This window comes from Pedobacter puniceum (genome assembly GCF_009674685.1).
Classification (GTDB): domain Bacteria; phylum Bacteroidota; class Bacteroidia; order Sphingobacteriales; family Sphingobacteriaceae; genus Pseudopedobacter; species Pseudopedobacter puniceum.
Genome location: NZ_WKJI01000002.1, coordinates 540,228 through 554,373 on the forward strand (window position 1 = coordinate 540,228; position 14,146 = coordinate 554,373).

At 34.1% G+C, this 14,146-nt stretch carries 17 protein-coding genes; 8 read left to right on the forward strand and 9 right to left on the reverse strand.

Features of this window, described 5'->3' with window-relative positions; translation table 11 throughout:
• The first annotated feature begins 109 nt into the window (after positions 1 to 109).
• The gene (locus GJJ64_RS08980; protein WP_154287468.1) at positions 110 to 1,144 is read left to right on the forward strand and encodes a hypothetical protein; all 1,035 of its coding nucleotides are present in this window, start codon (positions 110 to 112) and stop codon (positions 1,142 to 1,144) included.
• A gap of 330 nt (positions 1,145 to 1,474) precedes the next feature.
• On the opposite strand, the gene GJJ64_RS08985 is transcribed toward GJJ64_RS08980, so the two are convergent.
• The 9 genes from GJJ64_RS08985 to rsmA all read right to left on the reverse strand — a co-directional run bounded on the left by GJJ64_RS08985 (position 1,475) and on the right by rsmA (position 8,076).
• Positions 1,475 to 1,798: a hypothetical protein gene (locus tag GJJ64_RS08985; RefSeq protein WP_154287469.1), complete on the reverse strand. Its 324-nt coding sequence runs from the start codon at positions 1,796 to 1,798 to the stop codon at positions 1,475 to 1,477.
• 112 nt (positions 1,799 to 1,910) lie between these two features.
• Complete coding sequence (locus GJJ64_RS08990; RefSeq protein ID WP_154287470.1) at positions 1,911 to 2,543, reverse strand: response regulator; 633 nt, start codon at positions 2,541 to 2,543, stop codon at positions 1,911 to 1,913.
• Complete coding sequence (locus GJJ64_RS08995) at positions 2,540 to 4,192, reverse strand: sensor histidine kinase (protein WP_154287471.1); 1,653 nt, start codon at positions 4,190 to 4,192, stop codon at positions 2,540 to 2,542. The genes GJJ64_RS08990 and GJJ64_RS08995 overlap by 4 nt, the downstream gene beginning before the upstream one ends.
• A gap of 280 nt (positions 4,193 to 4,472) precedes the next feature.
• The gene (locus GJJ64_RS09000) at positions 4,473 to 4,874 is read right to left on the reverse strand and encodes an HIT family protein (RefSeq protein WP_154287472.1); all 402 of its coding nucleotides are present in this window, start codon (positions 4,872 to 4,874) and stop codon (positions 4,473 to 4,475) included.
• A 16-nt stretch (positions 4,875 to 4,890) separates the two neighbouring features.
• Positions 4,891 to 5,364 carry a transcription elongation factor GreA gene (gene greA, locus GJJ64_RS09005; RefSeq protein ID WP_026905229.1) on the reverse strand — a complete coding sequence of 158 codons (474 nt, stop codon included), beginning with the start codon at positions 5,362 to 5,364 and terminating at the stop codon, positions 4,891 to 4,893.
• Positions 5,365 to 5,496: 132 nt separating this feature from the next.
• The gene (locus tag GJJ64_RS09010) at positions 5,497 to 6,423 is read right to left on the reverse strand and encodes a 2-hydroxyacid dehydrogenase (RefSeq protein ID WP_154287473.1); all 927 of its coding nucleotides are present in this window, start codon (positions 6,421 to 6,423) and stop codon (positions 5,497 to 5,499) included.
• A 42-nt stretch (positions 6,424 to 6,465) separates the two neighbouring features.
• Entirely contained in the window at positions 6,466 to 6,789 is a 324-nt protein-coding gene (locus tag GJJ64_RS09015; RefSeq protein WP_154287474.1) for a nucleotidyltransferase domain-containing protein, read from the reverse strand.
• Positions 6,782 to 7,243: a nucleotidyltransferase substrate binding protein gene (locus GJJ64_RS09020; protein WP_154287475.1), complete on the reverse strand. Its 462-nt coding sequence runs from the start codon at positions 7,241 to 7,243 to the stop codon at positions 6,782 to 6,784. The genes GJJ64_RS09015 and GJJ64_RS09020 overlap by 8 nt, the downstream gene beginning before the upstream one ends.
• A gap of 44 nt (positions 7,244 to 7,287) precedes the next feature.
• Positions 7,288 to 8,076, reverse strand: a complete 789-nt coding sequence (gene rsmA, locus GJJ64_RS09025; RefSeq protein ID WP_154287476.1) for a 16S rRNA (adenine(1518)-N(6)/adenine(1519)-N(6))-dimethyltransferase RsmA — start codon at positions 8,074 to 8,076, stop codon at positions 7,288 to 7,290.
• A 98-nt stretch (positions 8,077 to 8,174) separates the two neighbouring features.
• On the opposite strand from rsmA, the gene pdxA reads away from it, so the two are divergent.
• The 7 genes from pdxA to accC all read left to right on the forward strand — a co-directional run bounded on the left by pdxA (position 8,175) and on the right by accC (position 14,118).
• Positions 8,175 to 9,230: a 4-hydroxythreonine-4-phosphate dehydrogenase PdxA gene (pdxA, locus tag GJJ64_RS09030; protein WP_154287477.1), complete on the forward strand. Its 1,056-nt coding sequence runs from the start codon at positions 8,175 to 8,177 to the stop codon at positions 9,228 to 9,230.
• 120 nt (positions 9,231 to 9,350) lie between these two features.
• Positions 9,351 to 9,881: a YceD family protein gene (locus GJJ64_RS09035; RefSeq protein ID WP_154287478.1), complete on the forward strand. Its 531-nt coding sequence runs from the start codon at positions 9,351 to 9,353 to the stop codon at positions 9,879 to 9,881.
• 17 nt (positions 9,882 to 9,898) lie between these two features.
• Entirely contained in the window at positions 9,899 to 10,090 is a 192-nt protein-coding gene (gene rpmF, locus GJJ64_RS09040; RefSeq protein ID WP_026905222.1) for a 50S ribosomal protein L32, read from the forward strand.
• Between the two features lie 101 nt (positions 10,091 to 10,191).
• Positions 10,192 to 11,130: a phosphate acyltransferase PlsX gene (plsX, locus tag GJJ64_RS09045; protein WP_154287479.1), complete on the forward strand. Its 939-nt coding sequence runs from the start codon at positions 10,192 to 10,194 to the stop codon at positions 11,128 to 11,130.
• Between the two features lie 18 nt (positions 11,131 to 11,148).
• Positions 11,149 to 12,144 (forward strand): beta-ketoacyl-ACP synthase III, encoded by a 996-nt coding sequence (locus GJJ64_RS09050; RefSeq protein WP_154287480.1) that lies wholly within the window; start codon positions 11,149 to 11,151, stop codon positions 12,142 to 12,144.
• Positions 12,145 to 12,212: 68 nt separating this feature from the next.
• Positions 12,213 to 12,698 (forward strand): acetyl-CoA carboxylase biotin carboxyl carrier protein, encoded by a 486-nt coding sequence (gene accB, locus GJJ64_RS09055; RefSeq protein WP_154287481.1) that lies wholly within the window; start codon positions 12,213 to 12,215, stop codon positions 12,696 to 12,698.
• A gap of 79 nt (positions 12,699 to 12,777) precedes the next feature.
• Entirely contained in the window at positions 12,778 to 14,118 is a 1,341-nt protein-coding gene (gene accC, locus GJJ64_RS09060) for an acetyl-CoA carboxylase biotin carboxylase subunit (protein ID WP_154287482.1), read from the forward strand.
• Positions 14,119 to 14,146 lie beyond the last annotated feature (28 nt).

Below are 14,146 nucleotides of genomic sequence, written 5' to 3' on the forward strand. Positions count from 1 at the left end.
TACTAATGAGTTTATTGATTGATGCAAAATACGAATTTATTCGTATGGTAATCTGGCTAAAACAATGGCAACTTTATCATCATTATTGAAGTCATAAAAATATTAAAGAATGAAAAATTTATCCTTAAACAAATTAGTAGCATACTGCTTAACAGCTAGCTTATGCTTAACAACTACAGTTTTTGCACAAGTGAGCGAAAAACAAGTAGACAAAATGTTTGCTCCAAAAGGCACTTACCGCTCTCCGTTTAAAAAAGCATCTGAGTTAGCTTTAACAAGTGTTAACCTACGTTTTAAAGTTGCTACCAGTGAGAAATCGGTTAAAAGAGACGCTGGTTCTGCCATATCATGGGCTTTTTTGGAAGGAGTTGACGATGCTCTTTTTCAAGAAATTACTGATGAATACTACAAAAGATTAGCTGAAAAACTTCAAAGCAGAGGGCTCACAGTTTCAGATAAATACAAAGAATCTAAACACTATGCCACACTTCTAGAAAAAAATGCTAGTAATGAGCGTCAAACCTACAAGAAAAATTGGGGTGTTGCTAATGTCTATACTGCCAACAAAGGACCATATATAGAATTTCCTGTGATGATGATGGGAGCACACTCTAGATTAGCTAATGAGTTAAAATATCCAATAGGCCAAGTTTTATTAACTATAGATTTTGCCTATATCGCCCAAAGTATCTCTAAAGATACTGAATATGGATTTTTGAGTAGTTCTAGCAATACGGTAACCACCAAAACTAAAGCCACTATTTACCCTGTTATTACCGTAGAAGCAGTAACAGAAGGTGCCGTAATGCGTGGCGATGGTTCTTATGCTTTATTTGCTGGCGATAATTATGGTTTTTGTAATGCTATTATTAAAAACGGACAAGGAGTGGTTTCTCAAGCCCAATATGCCGAAAAAATTGAAAGTGCTAAGGGAATGCCAGAGAGTATGAAAAAATTTAAAAGTGATGTTTTGGGTGATATAACAGCCATTTTTAGTGGAGGTTTAGTTGGTAACGGTAGGGCAACAGGCGAGTTTACTTTCAATGTTAAAGCAAACCCAGAAAAATATAAAACAGCGGTTTTAGATGCATTAGATAAATATAATGATTATTTGATGGCTTATATTTCCTTTAACAATAACTAAACATCTTCCCTATAACTTCAATATAAGAGGCAGCAATTAAATTGTGGTCTCTTTTCTTGATTGCTTAAGCTGTAATGTATCTAGTGAAGGCTAACAACCTATAATACCGCCAAAATAACCGCATTCACAATAATCACTCAATTTCCTTATCTCTCAACAGAAATACTACAAATTAAAAATCAATTTATCTTAAATACACAACCATAAAACAAAAATGGGAAAGTCTTAAAAGAAAGACTCTCCCATTTTTTTTAACCAGACTCTTGTTTCAGGTCTGACAACTCTTTAAGAACTTTAAGAGTGTATATAAATTACACTTTAAACCTTATCTTAATTTACTTTTCTGCTAAAATGATTGTAATTTTTATAAGCAGGTCCTTTTAAATTTTGCTGCTCATTGCCAACAGTGCTTACCAAAGCCATTTCAGTATTTGACGTATTTTTTCTAAGATTTTGATTTTTATATGCTGGCCCTTGAAGTGTATTTACAGTTGAAGCCGACTGTATTTTTGTTGGCACTGCTTTATGCATCCAAGACTTAAAATTTTTATATTCTGGACCTTTTAAATCACTTTGTTTCACTTCACTTTTTTCTTGTGCTAATGCCCCAAACGATAAGACAAATAACCCTAATATTAATGCTACTTTTTTCATAACCGTTATTTTTATTGTTCTCTATAAATTTACAGTCAGTAGTATTAATTTAGTATTATAAGAATTTACGCTATTTGTATCCGTATTTATACGGATATTTCTGCTAATTTAATTAAATCAGATTTATTTCTGTTGCTTTTTTAATAAGCTCGGCAGTATTTTTTACTTCAAACTTTTTAAGAATACTGGTGCGGTGTGTTTCTATAGTACGTGTGCTTACAAATAGTTTAGCTGCAATTTCTTTTGTGGTTAACCCTTTAGAAATTAATCCTAAAACCTCAATTTCTTTCCTTGATAAAACATTTTCGCTAACGCTTTGAGTAGACATAAAGTTTATCATTTTTTCAGAAATTTCTGCACTAAAATGTTTCTTCCCTTTGTAAACATTTCTTATTGCAAATACCAATTCAGACTCATCAGTATTCTTTAATAAGTAACCGTATGCGCCCATTTTGGCACATTTTGCAATGTAGTTACCCACGCTATGCATAGAAATTACAATAGGTTTTATATTAGCGTTTAAGCTTTTTATTCCTTTTAAAACTTGAAAACCATCCATATTGGGCATGGTAAGGTCTAGCAAAACTATATCTGCATTAAGCCCACTGTTAAGTGCATCCATCAACTCTACCCCATCAGCAACACTTTTAACAATTTTAATATCATCATGCTTTTTAAGTAACTCTGCAAGCCCAATCCTAAAGAGTTCATGATCATCAGCTATTATTAATTTAATTTCATTCATAGTTCAATAGGTAATTCAATTTCGAAAGTTGTATTTCCGGGTAAAGCACTAATCAAAATACTACCATTACAAATTTCTACACGCTCTTTGATATTAATAATTCCTGACCCTAATTTAACAGAGTTCATATCAAAACCAAGCCCATCGTCAAAATAAAAAAGAGAAATAAACTCATCAAATTCTGAAAGCGTAATCCTTATATTTTTTGCTTTAGAATGTTTTAAAGAGTTATTAATAAGCTCTTGACTTATTCTAAAAAGATTAATGCCTTGATGATTAGAAATATTAGAATCTTCTTGTTTAGTTAGATCTTCGTATTCAATATTAATATTAGTTGACTTATTTAAGTTTTCTATATAGTTGGTTAGTGTTACTCCAATCCCAAAATCATCTATAGAAGCGGGCATTAATGCATTAGACATCAATCTTACTTCCGAAATCGCCTCATCCACTATTTTCTTCATCTCCGTTTTCTTCAATTCATCTTTGACGTTATTTTCTATATAAAACTTTAAAGATGTTAAATAAGGCCCCAAGCCGTCGTGAAGTTCTCTTGAAAGTCTACGCCTTTCATTTTCCAATCCGTTTACCAACAAGCGCTTAGCCATTATTCTGCTATCATCTTCTTTATTTTTATAATCAATAAGTTTATTTCTCATTGTTAGAAGGCTTTTTCCAAGAACGTCATTAGTACTACTAGGCTCATAGTTTGTTTCCAGATTCATATTGCCAATTGCTTCAGAAAATTTTACAGCACCTTGTAACGAAGCCTTCAGGTTAGACAGTGCTTCAAACATTTCTTTAATCTCGTTTGAACTTTTTTTATATTCAATGGTTTGATTATAATCGCCCTTAGCCATCACTCTGAGACTGTTTTGCATGTTCTTTATTGGATTAACAATAATTCTTGTTAGGAAAAGAGATAGGGTAACAGCTACTAAAAAAATGATGAGTGTTAAGGCCATAAGCCTCATTTTTAATTTTTCTAAAGGCTTAGTAACCTCGCTTACATCAATTTCAGAGAGGATAACCCACTTCAAATTTGAAATTTGAATAAGGCTATAAACACTATAAACCGGCACACCTCTGTAATCCTTAAAAATACCTCTTCCGTTAACCCCTTTTAAAGCACTTATTACCCCTTCTGTTTTTACTGCTATATCATAAGGTTTTTTATCAGGTAGAAAACGAGATTCAGAACGCATTCTAAAATCCTCACCAACCAAATAGGTCTCCCCACTCTCGCCCATACCAGTTCTTTCTAAAAGAATATTTTGTATGTTGCTATAATCTATAACCTTGATTTTTCTGCCTTTCTTAGAGTTTAAAACAAAACCTATTGTTGCCTTTTTATCTTTGTGATAAGGCGTAAAATCATGAATACCATTTATGTTTTTGATACTGTCTGAAAGCACTAAAGTACTATCAATATCTTCTTTATACTCTTCAGATGATGCAAAGCTTTCCCATTCTGACTTTACTAGGTTTTCTATTTGTATACTTTCAAGAGCTTCGATTGAATTCAATTGCATTAAAATACGATCGTTCAAAACACTTGAAAACTGCTCATAAAACGAAAAAGATAATAAAGCAATCACCAATACAATCAAACTATTAATGATAATCAGTACTAGTGTTTTAATGTTCATTAAACCTGATCAATTAAATTGTTATTCAATTAAAATTTATTGCCCTTTAGTGGTTAAAATCTCTGCTTCATAAAGAGAAATTATTAATAAAGCTTATAAGACTATAACCCACCAACTTATATCTTTTGCAATATAAATAAAACAGGCTATTTTCTTACCAAGCCTAAACAATATACTTAACTCAAACAATCCTGAATAAAACAGGAAAGAAGGCCTAATTAAATCATAAAAAAAACCTCGAAATTGTATTTCGAGGCTTTTAACTTCTTCCAGCAAAACTTTAATCTTCCCTTAAAGCTTCTAATATTTTTAAAGCTGTATGGCTTAATTCTTCTTGTGTAGGCGATAGTTTTGGCTTACTAAAATCCATATCAGAAACGCTATTCATAGGAATAAGATGTATATGAGCATGTGGTACTTCTAAACCAATAACGGCAACACCAATTTTTTTACAAGGAATTGCTTTTTTCAGGCCTCGGGCTACAATTTTTGCAAATAGCATCATCTCTACGTATAAAGAATCCTCTACATCAAAAATATAATCTACCTCTTGCTTAGGTATTACCAAAACATGCCCTTCTCTTAACGGACTGATATCCAGAAAAGCAAGAAAATCTACAGACTCTGCAACAATATGTGCCGGAATCTCTTTATCAATGATTTTTTTAAATATGCTAGACATGTTTTTTATGTTGATGTTATCTGCTAATTTCCATAATCTCAAACTCGATTTTACCAGCCGGAACTGTAATCTCGGTTTTATCGCCAACAGATTTGCCTAACAAACCCTGCGCTATAGGTGATTTAACAGAAATCTTACCAGATTTTAAATCGGCTTCATTTTCTGCCACCAATTGATACGTCATGGTAGCATTATTTTTTAAGTTCTTGATTTTAACAATAGATAAAGCCAAAACCTTAGAAGTATCTATTTTAGACTCATCAATTAACCTTGCATTTGCTAAAGTATTTTCAAGCTTTGCAATTTTTGTTTCATGATGTCCTTGCGCTTCTTTGGCTGCATCATATTCTGCATTCTCAGATAAGTCTCCTTTATCTCTTGCCTCGGCAATAGCAGCAGCAATTTTTGCTCTTCCTTCTGTTTTTAGGTATTGCAGCTCTTGTTTTAAATTCTCTAAACCTTCTTTGGTAAAATACGCAACCTCTGTCATAATCTCTTTTAATTTTGGTTATTGAAAAAAAAGCCCGGACTGATACCAAGCTCTTAAAAAACAAACAAGACTATATCTGGTCTTAACCGACATAGTCTTGCTTCAATCATTACTAAGATAATATTTTTGGTTTTACAATTCCAAATTTTTTAATTTATCAGCTAATACTTCTGATATTTTTCTGTAAGAATCAAATGTCCAACCACCAACATGCGGACTTAACAATACTTTGGGGTTTTCGCTTAAAGTAGCATACCAATTTTGCTCGCCCAAAGCCGGAAATTTTTCAGTCTCTAAAACATCTAATCCGGCACCTAAAATCTTACCTTCTTTAATGGCGTTTAAAACCGCTTGAGTGTTTACAATTTCGCCTCTGGCTAGGTTAATAAAGAAAATAGGTCTACGGAAATGTCTTAGATATTCTTCATCAACCATCTGGCGGGTTTCTTTAGTTAAAGGAATATGTAAACTTAAAACATCAGCATATTTTACAATTTCTTCCATACTGGCTTCTGTGGCAAAATCATCAGTAAAACGGGTTTTGTATTTATCATAAGCCAAAACTTTTACCTCAAAACCTTTAAGCTTACGAGCAAAACTTTGCCCCATATGGCCATAGCCAATAATACCAACCGTTTTGCCTTTTAACTCATAACCACGGTTACCTTCGCGGTCCCATTTCCCATTTCTTATTTCAATATCTGCTTTGCGTAAGTTGTTCATCAAAGATAAAAGCATACCCACAGCATGTTCTCCAACAGCATCAGAATTTCCTTCGGGTGCATTTATCAATTGAATATTTTTTTCATCAGCGTAAGCTTCTTCGATATTATCCATTCCGGCTCCGGCTCTGGCAACAAATTTTAGGTTTGGTGCTGCATCTATCACTTCTTTATCAACCCTAAATTTGGTACGGATAGCTAAACCTTCGTACTGGTGAAGAATTTCTAGTACTTCGTTTTTTTTAATCAGTGGTAAATCATCCACTTCATAACCTAAATCTTGTGCTGCTATTTTAAAAGCAGGATGCAAATCGTCTACAATTAATATTTTTTTCATCTTATTATGCTAAATCATCCTCTAAAAGAAGAAGAATCACTGCTAATTTTGTTTTCTATAAAATTCTTTTCCTATTCTATTGATATGATCGAGAAATCGAGCATCAGTAATTTTATCATAAATAGAAATATCAAATTTGTAAGGAAGTAACAAATCGTCAAGTTTAAACTCAATCTCACTTAACATGGATGATGTTAAATCTTCACCTATAAGCGTCAAATCTATATCAGAGGCTGGGCGATAATTACCTTTTGCTCTTGACCCATAAATTAAAACGCTATCAAGTTGAGGATACTCCATAAAAACAGTTTTAATTTTTAGGATATCATCTGGTTCTAAGCCAATATCACCCTTCAAATTATCCATATAATTCACTTCTTTTCTCTTCCATTTTATTTTTGAACGCTACAAAAGCCGGGTAATAATCTTCTAATATCTTAGAAAAAATTTCTTCTGCCGTTTCTTCATTATAGGTATGTGAGGTTTTATTCCTGCTGCTAATCATATCCATCCACACATTTCCATCAGCAATTAGTTGAAGCTGAAAAGCTTCTCTAGATGCATCCCTACTACCTCCAATGTTAGTGTTACCTCGGTAAATAGCATAATCCTTCATCACATTCCAAGCTAATTCATGAGTATATTCAAACCTTTGAATCAATCCTTCTCTTAACATTTCATCTAATACAAAATCTTTATCATGAACCAGTTCTTTCTTATTGGTATAATTGGTCTTGATGTATTCTATGGATTGGGTAAGCTTATTTAGCGCTTTCACATAATTTGAAAACCTTTGCTCCCATCTTATATCTTGTTCCATATTTGTAATCGTTAATTTTAAAACTAAAATCTATTTTAGATGAGTTAATTTTCTTTGATATTTAGGCTTATTAAATTAGTTAATTTCACAAAATCTGCTACGCTTAAACGCTCTGCTCTTAATGTCCAAACTTCTGTATCGTCTTGTTTATCTTTTGGTATAATGCCTGCTAAAGCATTACTTAATGTTTTTCTTCTTTGGTTAAAACCGGCTTTTACCACTTGCCAAAACAGTTTTTCATCACAATCTAAATCTGCAACTTCATTTCTACTTAACCTAATAACTGCCGAGAGCACTTTAGGCGGTGGATTAAAAACACCGGCTTTTACCGTAAAAAGATATTCGCACTTATAATAAGCCTGCAAAAAAACGCTTAAGATACCATACTCTTTACTGCCTGGCTTGGCCACACAGCGCTCTGCAACTTCTTTTTGAAACATTCCAACCACTTCTGGTACCTGTTGCCTGTTCTCTAAAACCTTAAATAATATCTGCGAACTGATATTGTATGGAAAGTTTCCAATAATGGCAAAAGGCTCTAGAAATATATCCTTGAAATTAAGTGCAAGAAAATCTGCATTAATCAATTTATCACCCAAATTTGGGTATTGCCTATGCAGATATTCAAAAGACTCGGTATCAATATCTATTAAATAAGTCTCAAAGGCTTCCTTTTTTAGTAAGAAATCAGACAAGACACCCATTCCTGGACCAACCTCTAAAACTTTCTTGTATTTATGGGTATGGATAAGAGAATTGACAATCTTTTCAGCGATATTTTTATCGGTTAGAAAATGCTGTCCTAAATGTTTCTTGGCTTTTACCTGACTCATATTGATTAAAAAACGTCACAAATTACGTAAAGATTAACGTTAATACCCGAAGATTAAACTCAAAATATTTATTTTGCACAAAATTTAGATTCATTTTTATGAGCGAGCAATTAAAAATTGGTATTTCTATAGGCGATGTAAATGGTATAGGTTTAGAGGTTATCATCAAAACTTTAATGGAGGCCGAGGTTTACAAATATTGTACTCCTATAGTTTACGGGCATACCAAAGTTGCTTCTTTTCATAGAAAAGCAGCTGATATTCATGAATTTATTTTCCAGGTTGTCCCTGATGCTAGTCAGGCACATTATGGTAAACCTAACATGATTAATTGTTGGGAAGAAGATGTGAAAATAGAACTTGGTGTAGCTAATGAAACAGGTGGTAAATATGCTTTATTGTCTTTGCAAAGAGCCACTGATGATTTAGTCTCTGGCAAAATTGATGCCTTAGTTACCGCTCCAATCAATAAACACAACATCCAAAGTGAGGAATTTAAATTTCCCGGCCATACAGAATTTATACAAGAAAAAGCTGGCGGACAGGATGCTTTAATGTTTATGATAAGCGAGAACTTTAAAGTAGGTGTAGTTACAGGGCACATCCCAGTGAAAGATATTGCTAGCCATATCACAGTAGAAAATATAGTTTCTAAGCTAAAGCTGATGAACCAATCTTTAAAAAATGATTTTTGGGTAGAAAAACCAAAAATTGCAGTTTTAGGATTAAACCCACACGCTGGAGATAATGGTTTACTAGGTAAAGAAGAACAAGAAATTATTATTCCGGCTATTGAGGCTGCCGCAGAAGCTGGTGTATTTGCTTTTGGTCCTTTCCCGGCCGATGGTTTTTTTGGCAACCAAGCCTATGCAAAATTTGATGCTGTTTTAGCCATGTATCACGATCAAGGTCTGATTCCTTTCAAATCTATGAGTTTTAATAGCGGCGTTAACTTTACAGCAGGCTTACCGGTAGTAAGAACATCACCAGACCACGGTACCGGATATGACATTGCAGGTAAAAATTTAGCTGTACCAGCATCTTTCAGAGAAGCTTTATTTGCAGCTATTCATATTGTAAAAAGTAGAAGAGAACAGGCAGAACTAACTGCAAACACCCTAGCTTTTTCTAAAATGAGCCGAGATAGAGACTAAAAAATAACCGCATTTTATACAAAGACGTTGTAAAAAGCTTTAGGGCAGAATCATACATTTTGAAAAAAACCTTTACAGCTTAATTATTTTTCCTAAATTTGCAGGCTTAATTGTCGGACTTTGAAATTACTTAAACAATATTCGGTTCCGTTTACGGGGTTAAAGCTGGGTCTTCATCAATTCAATTTTGATGTTGATGGTGGCTTTTTCAAAGAGTTTGAATATTCGCTAGTTAAAAACGGCTTACTAAAAGTAGATCTTGTTTTAGATAGACAAGAAACTATGTTAGTATTAGATTTTCACATTACAGGGTTTATTTATCTGGATTGTGACCGTTGTTTAGCAGAATATCCTCAAACAATTGATACACGTGATAGACTCATCGCTAAATTCTCTCAAGAAGATGATTTAGACGAGACAGACGAAGTTATTGTTTTAACAAAAAATGATGTTGAAGTTGATACTTCAACTTTCATTTATGAAATGATTACCCTGGCAGCTCCATACATTAACATGTGTGATAATCCAGGAAATACTGATGCTTGTGATAAAGAAATGATTGCAAAGTTACAAGAACTATCAGCAGAAGACAGTGAAGATAACGGTGATGTAGATCCCCGTTGGGCAGCTTTAAAGAATATCAAAAAATAATTAAAAAATAGGAAAAAATGGCACATCCAAAGCGTAAAATATCAAAATCTAGAAGAGATAAAAGAAGAACGCACTATAAAGCAGAAGCTCCATCATTATGGACTTGTAAAGAAACTGGTGCAGTTCATTTGCCACACAGAGCCTACAATGTAGACGGTAATCTTTACTACAAGGGTAAACTTCTTATCGAGAATACTACAATAGCTTAAGTATTTTCAAGCATGAAAAACTTTTATACAATAATAAATGGCTTTTTAACCTTAAAATTGTATAAAAGTTTTTTGTTTCCATTTAAAAGCAGATTATTCTTATGAAAATTGGCTTAGATATAATGGGTGGCGATTATGCGCCCAAAGCAACAGTATTGGGTGCCATTGAGGCTTATAAACAACTCAAAGAAGGCCAAAAGTTAGTTCTTATCGGAGATAGAACTTTCATAGATCCCATTCTTAAGGATAATAATTTTAATCCAGACCTCTTTCAAATTATCCACACAACAGAGGTAATTGGTATGGGAGAACACCCAACCAAAGCAATAGTACAAAAACCAAATTCGAGCATTTCTTTAGGTTTCTCTCTTTTGAAAGATGGAGAAATAGACTCTTTTGCTTCTGCTGGTAATACCGGTGCCATGTTGGTAGGCGCAATGTTTAGCGTTAAAACAGTTCCTGGAGTTATCAGACCTGCAATTGCCTCTATTGTTCCTAAAGTTAAAGGTGGATGCGGTATTTTGTTAGATGTTGGTGCCAATGCAGACTGCAAACCAGATACTTTATTACAATTTGGTATACTAGGAAGCATTTATGCAGAGCATATCTATAATATTGCGAATGCAAAAGTTGGATTAATGAATATTGGCGAAGAGGAAGAAAAAGGTAATCTGTTAACACAGGCCAGTTATACCCTCATGAAAGAAACCGAATTGCTTAATTTCATTGGTAACATAGAAGGCAGAGACCTCTTTAATGATAAAGCTGATGTAATTGTTTGTGATGGTTTTACTGGTAATGTTGTCTTAAAACTTGCTGAATCTTTTTATGTATTAACGCTTAAAAAGGGCATGAAAGACGAGTTTTTTGATAGGTTCAACTACGAACAATACGGAGGTAGCCCTATTTTAGGCGTTAATGCTCCGGTTATCATCGGACATGGTATATCAAGCCCAGAAGCAATTAAAAATATGGTTTTACTTTCAAGAGATATGATTGAAACAAAAATCATTGACAAATTTAAAGTTGCCTTCAACTAAATCTAATAACACCAAAATATGAGTAAAATTCATGCTGCTATAACAGCAGTTAATGGTTACGTACCTGATTATATTTTAACAAACCAGGAACTGGAAACCATGGTTGATACCAACGACGAATGGATTACCACCCGTACAGGTATTAAAGAGAGAAGAATACAAAAAGGAGAAGGCCTTGCAACTTCAGATATGGCAGTACCTGCCGTAGAAGGTCTTCTAAAAAAGAGAGGAATATCAGCAGAAGAAATTGATTTAATTATTTTCTGTACCTCAACCCCTGATATGCCTTTTCCAGCTACAGCAAATATTTTAGCTGATAAAATTGGTGCTGTTAACGCTTGGGGATATGATTTACAAGCTGCTTGCTCTGGTTTTATATTTGGTTTATCTACCGGAGCTCAGTTTATTGAGTCTGGCAAGCACAAAAAAGTTTTAGTAGTAGGTGGTGATAAAATGTCTTCTATCATCAATTACGAAGACCGTACAACCTGTATCATTTTTGGAGATGGTTGCGGATGCGCACTTTTAGAACCTAATGACGAGGGATTAGGAATTATAGATTCTATCCTAAAAAGTGATGGTGCTGGAAGAAACTTCTTAAACCTAAAAGCAGGAGGTTCTTTAAAACCTGCTAGCTATGAAACCATAGATAATAAAGAACATTACGCTTACCAAGAAGGACAAACTGTTTTTAAATTTGCAGTTACCAATATGGCCAATGTTGCAGCAGAAATTATGGAAAAAAATAACCTTACCTCTGATGACATTGCATGGTTAGTGCCTCACCAAGCTAATAAAAGAATTATAGATGCTACAGCAAACCGTATGGGTGTGGGTCCTGAAAAAGTTATGATTAACATAGAAAAGTACGGAAACACTACAAATGGTACCATAGCTTTATGTTTATGGGAATGGGAAAGCAAACTTAAAAAAGGCGATAATGTGATATTAGCAGCCTTTGGAGGCGGTTTCACCTGGGGCTCGGTATATTTGAAATGGGCATATAATGCTTAATTTAAATAAGAGATTACTATATTAGATTTTTTTTTAAATAAACTTAACACTAATAAAAACCTATATCAATGGGAATGGATATTAAACAAATTCAAGATCTGATCAAGTTCGTATCAAAATCAGGTGTGAATGAAGTGTCAATAGAAGAGCAAGACTTTAAAATTACAATAAAAACCAATCAAGAGCCTACTTTTGTAGCTGCACAACCACAGCAACAAATTGTAGCTCAGGTTCCTGCGGCAGCTCCGGCTCCAGCAGCGGCAGCTCCGGCAGCAGCAGCTCCAGCACCAGTTGCTAGTGATGATACTTCAAAATACATTACTGTAAAATCTCCAATGATTGGTACTTTCTACCGTTCATCAAACCCAGAAAAACCATCTTTTGTAAATGTAGGAGATGAGGTTTCTGCTGGTCAGGTAGTTTGTATTATAGAAGCAATGAAACTATTTAATGAAATAGAATCTGAAGTTTCTGGTCGTATAGTTAAAGTTTTGGTTGAAAACGCACAACCTGTTGAGTACGATCAACCTTTATTCTTAGTAGAACCTATTTAATCAATTTGTCCAAATAAGCAAGAAAGAATTTGCCTTTGGAAGAAAATTAACTTATTGATTATCGACAAATTGAATACTCATGTTTAAAAAAATACTAATTGCCAATCGTGGAGAAATAGCATTACGTATCATACGTACATGTAAAGAAATGGGCATTAAAACTGTTGCTGTATACTCTACGGCAGATAGAGATAGCCTTCACGTAAGATTTGCTGATGAAGCTGTTTGTATTGGCCCACCTCCAAGTAAAGATTCATATTTAAATATCCCAAATATTATTTCTGCTGCCGAAGTTACCAATGCAGATGCTATACACCCAGGTTACGGATTTTTATCAGAAAATGCTAAATTTTCTGCTATATGTGCCGAGTATGGTATCAAATTTATTGGTGCAACCGCAGACCAGATTAATAGTATGGGCGATAAAGCATCAGCAAAAGAAACCATGAAAAATGCTGGTGTACCTACTATACCAGGTTCAGAAGGTTTAGTTGCCGATTTAAAATCAGGAATTGCAACTGCTAATGAAATTGGTTATCCGGTTATCTTAAAAGCAACTGCCGGCGGTGGTGGCCGTGGTATGCGTGTAGTTTGGAATGATGAAGAATTTGAACCAGCTTGGGATTCTGCCCGTCAGGAATCAGGTGCTGCTTTTGGTAACGATGGTTTATATCTTGAAAAATATATAGAAGACCCACGTCACATTGAAATCCAAGTTATTGGAGACCAATACGGAAAAGTTTGTCATCTTTCAGAAAGAGATTGCTCTATACAAAGACGTCACCAAAAATTAGTTGAAGAGGCTCCTTCTCCATTCATGACACCAGAGTTACGTGAAAGAATGGGTAAAGCAGCTATCGCTGGTGCACAAGCGGTAAAATATGAAGGCGCAGGTACTGTAGAATTTTTGGTTGATAAACACCGTAATTTCTACTTCATGGAGATGAATACACGTATCCAGGTAGAGCACCCGGTAACAGAAGAAGTTATCAATTTTGATTTAATTAAAGAACAGATAAAAGTTGCTGCAGGTATTCCTATCTCAGGAAAATCTTATGAGCCAACTATGCATGCAATTGAATGCCGTATCAATGCAGAGGATCCATTCAATAATTTCAGACCATCACCTGGTAAAATCACACATTTCCACTCACCAGGCGGACATGGAGTTAGAATAGATACTCACGTTTATGCAGGTTATACTATTCCTCCGAATTACGACTCTATGATAGCTAAGATTATTTGCGTGGCACAAACACGTGAAGAAGCTTTAAATACCATGGAAAGAGCTTTAAGCGAATTTGTAATTGAAGGTATTAAAACTACAATACCATTCCACCTGAAACTATTAAAAGACCCTAATTTTAGAGCTGGTAACTTTACTACTAAGTTTATGGAGTCTTTTGAATTTTCTGAGTAGATTTAAATAATTTTTATTTATACAAATA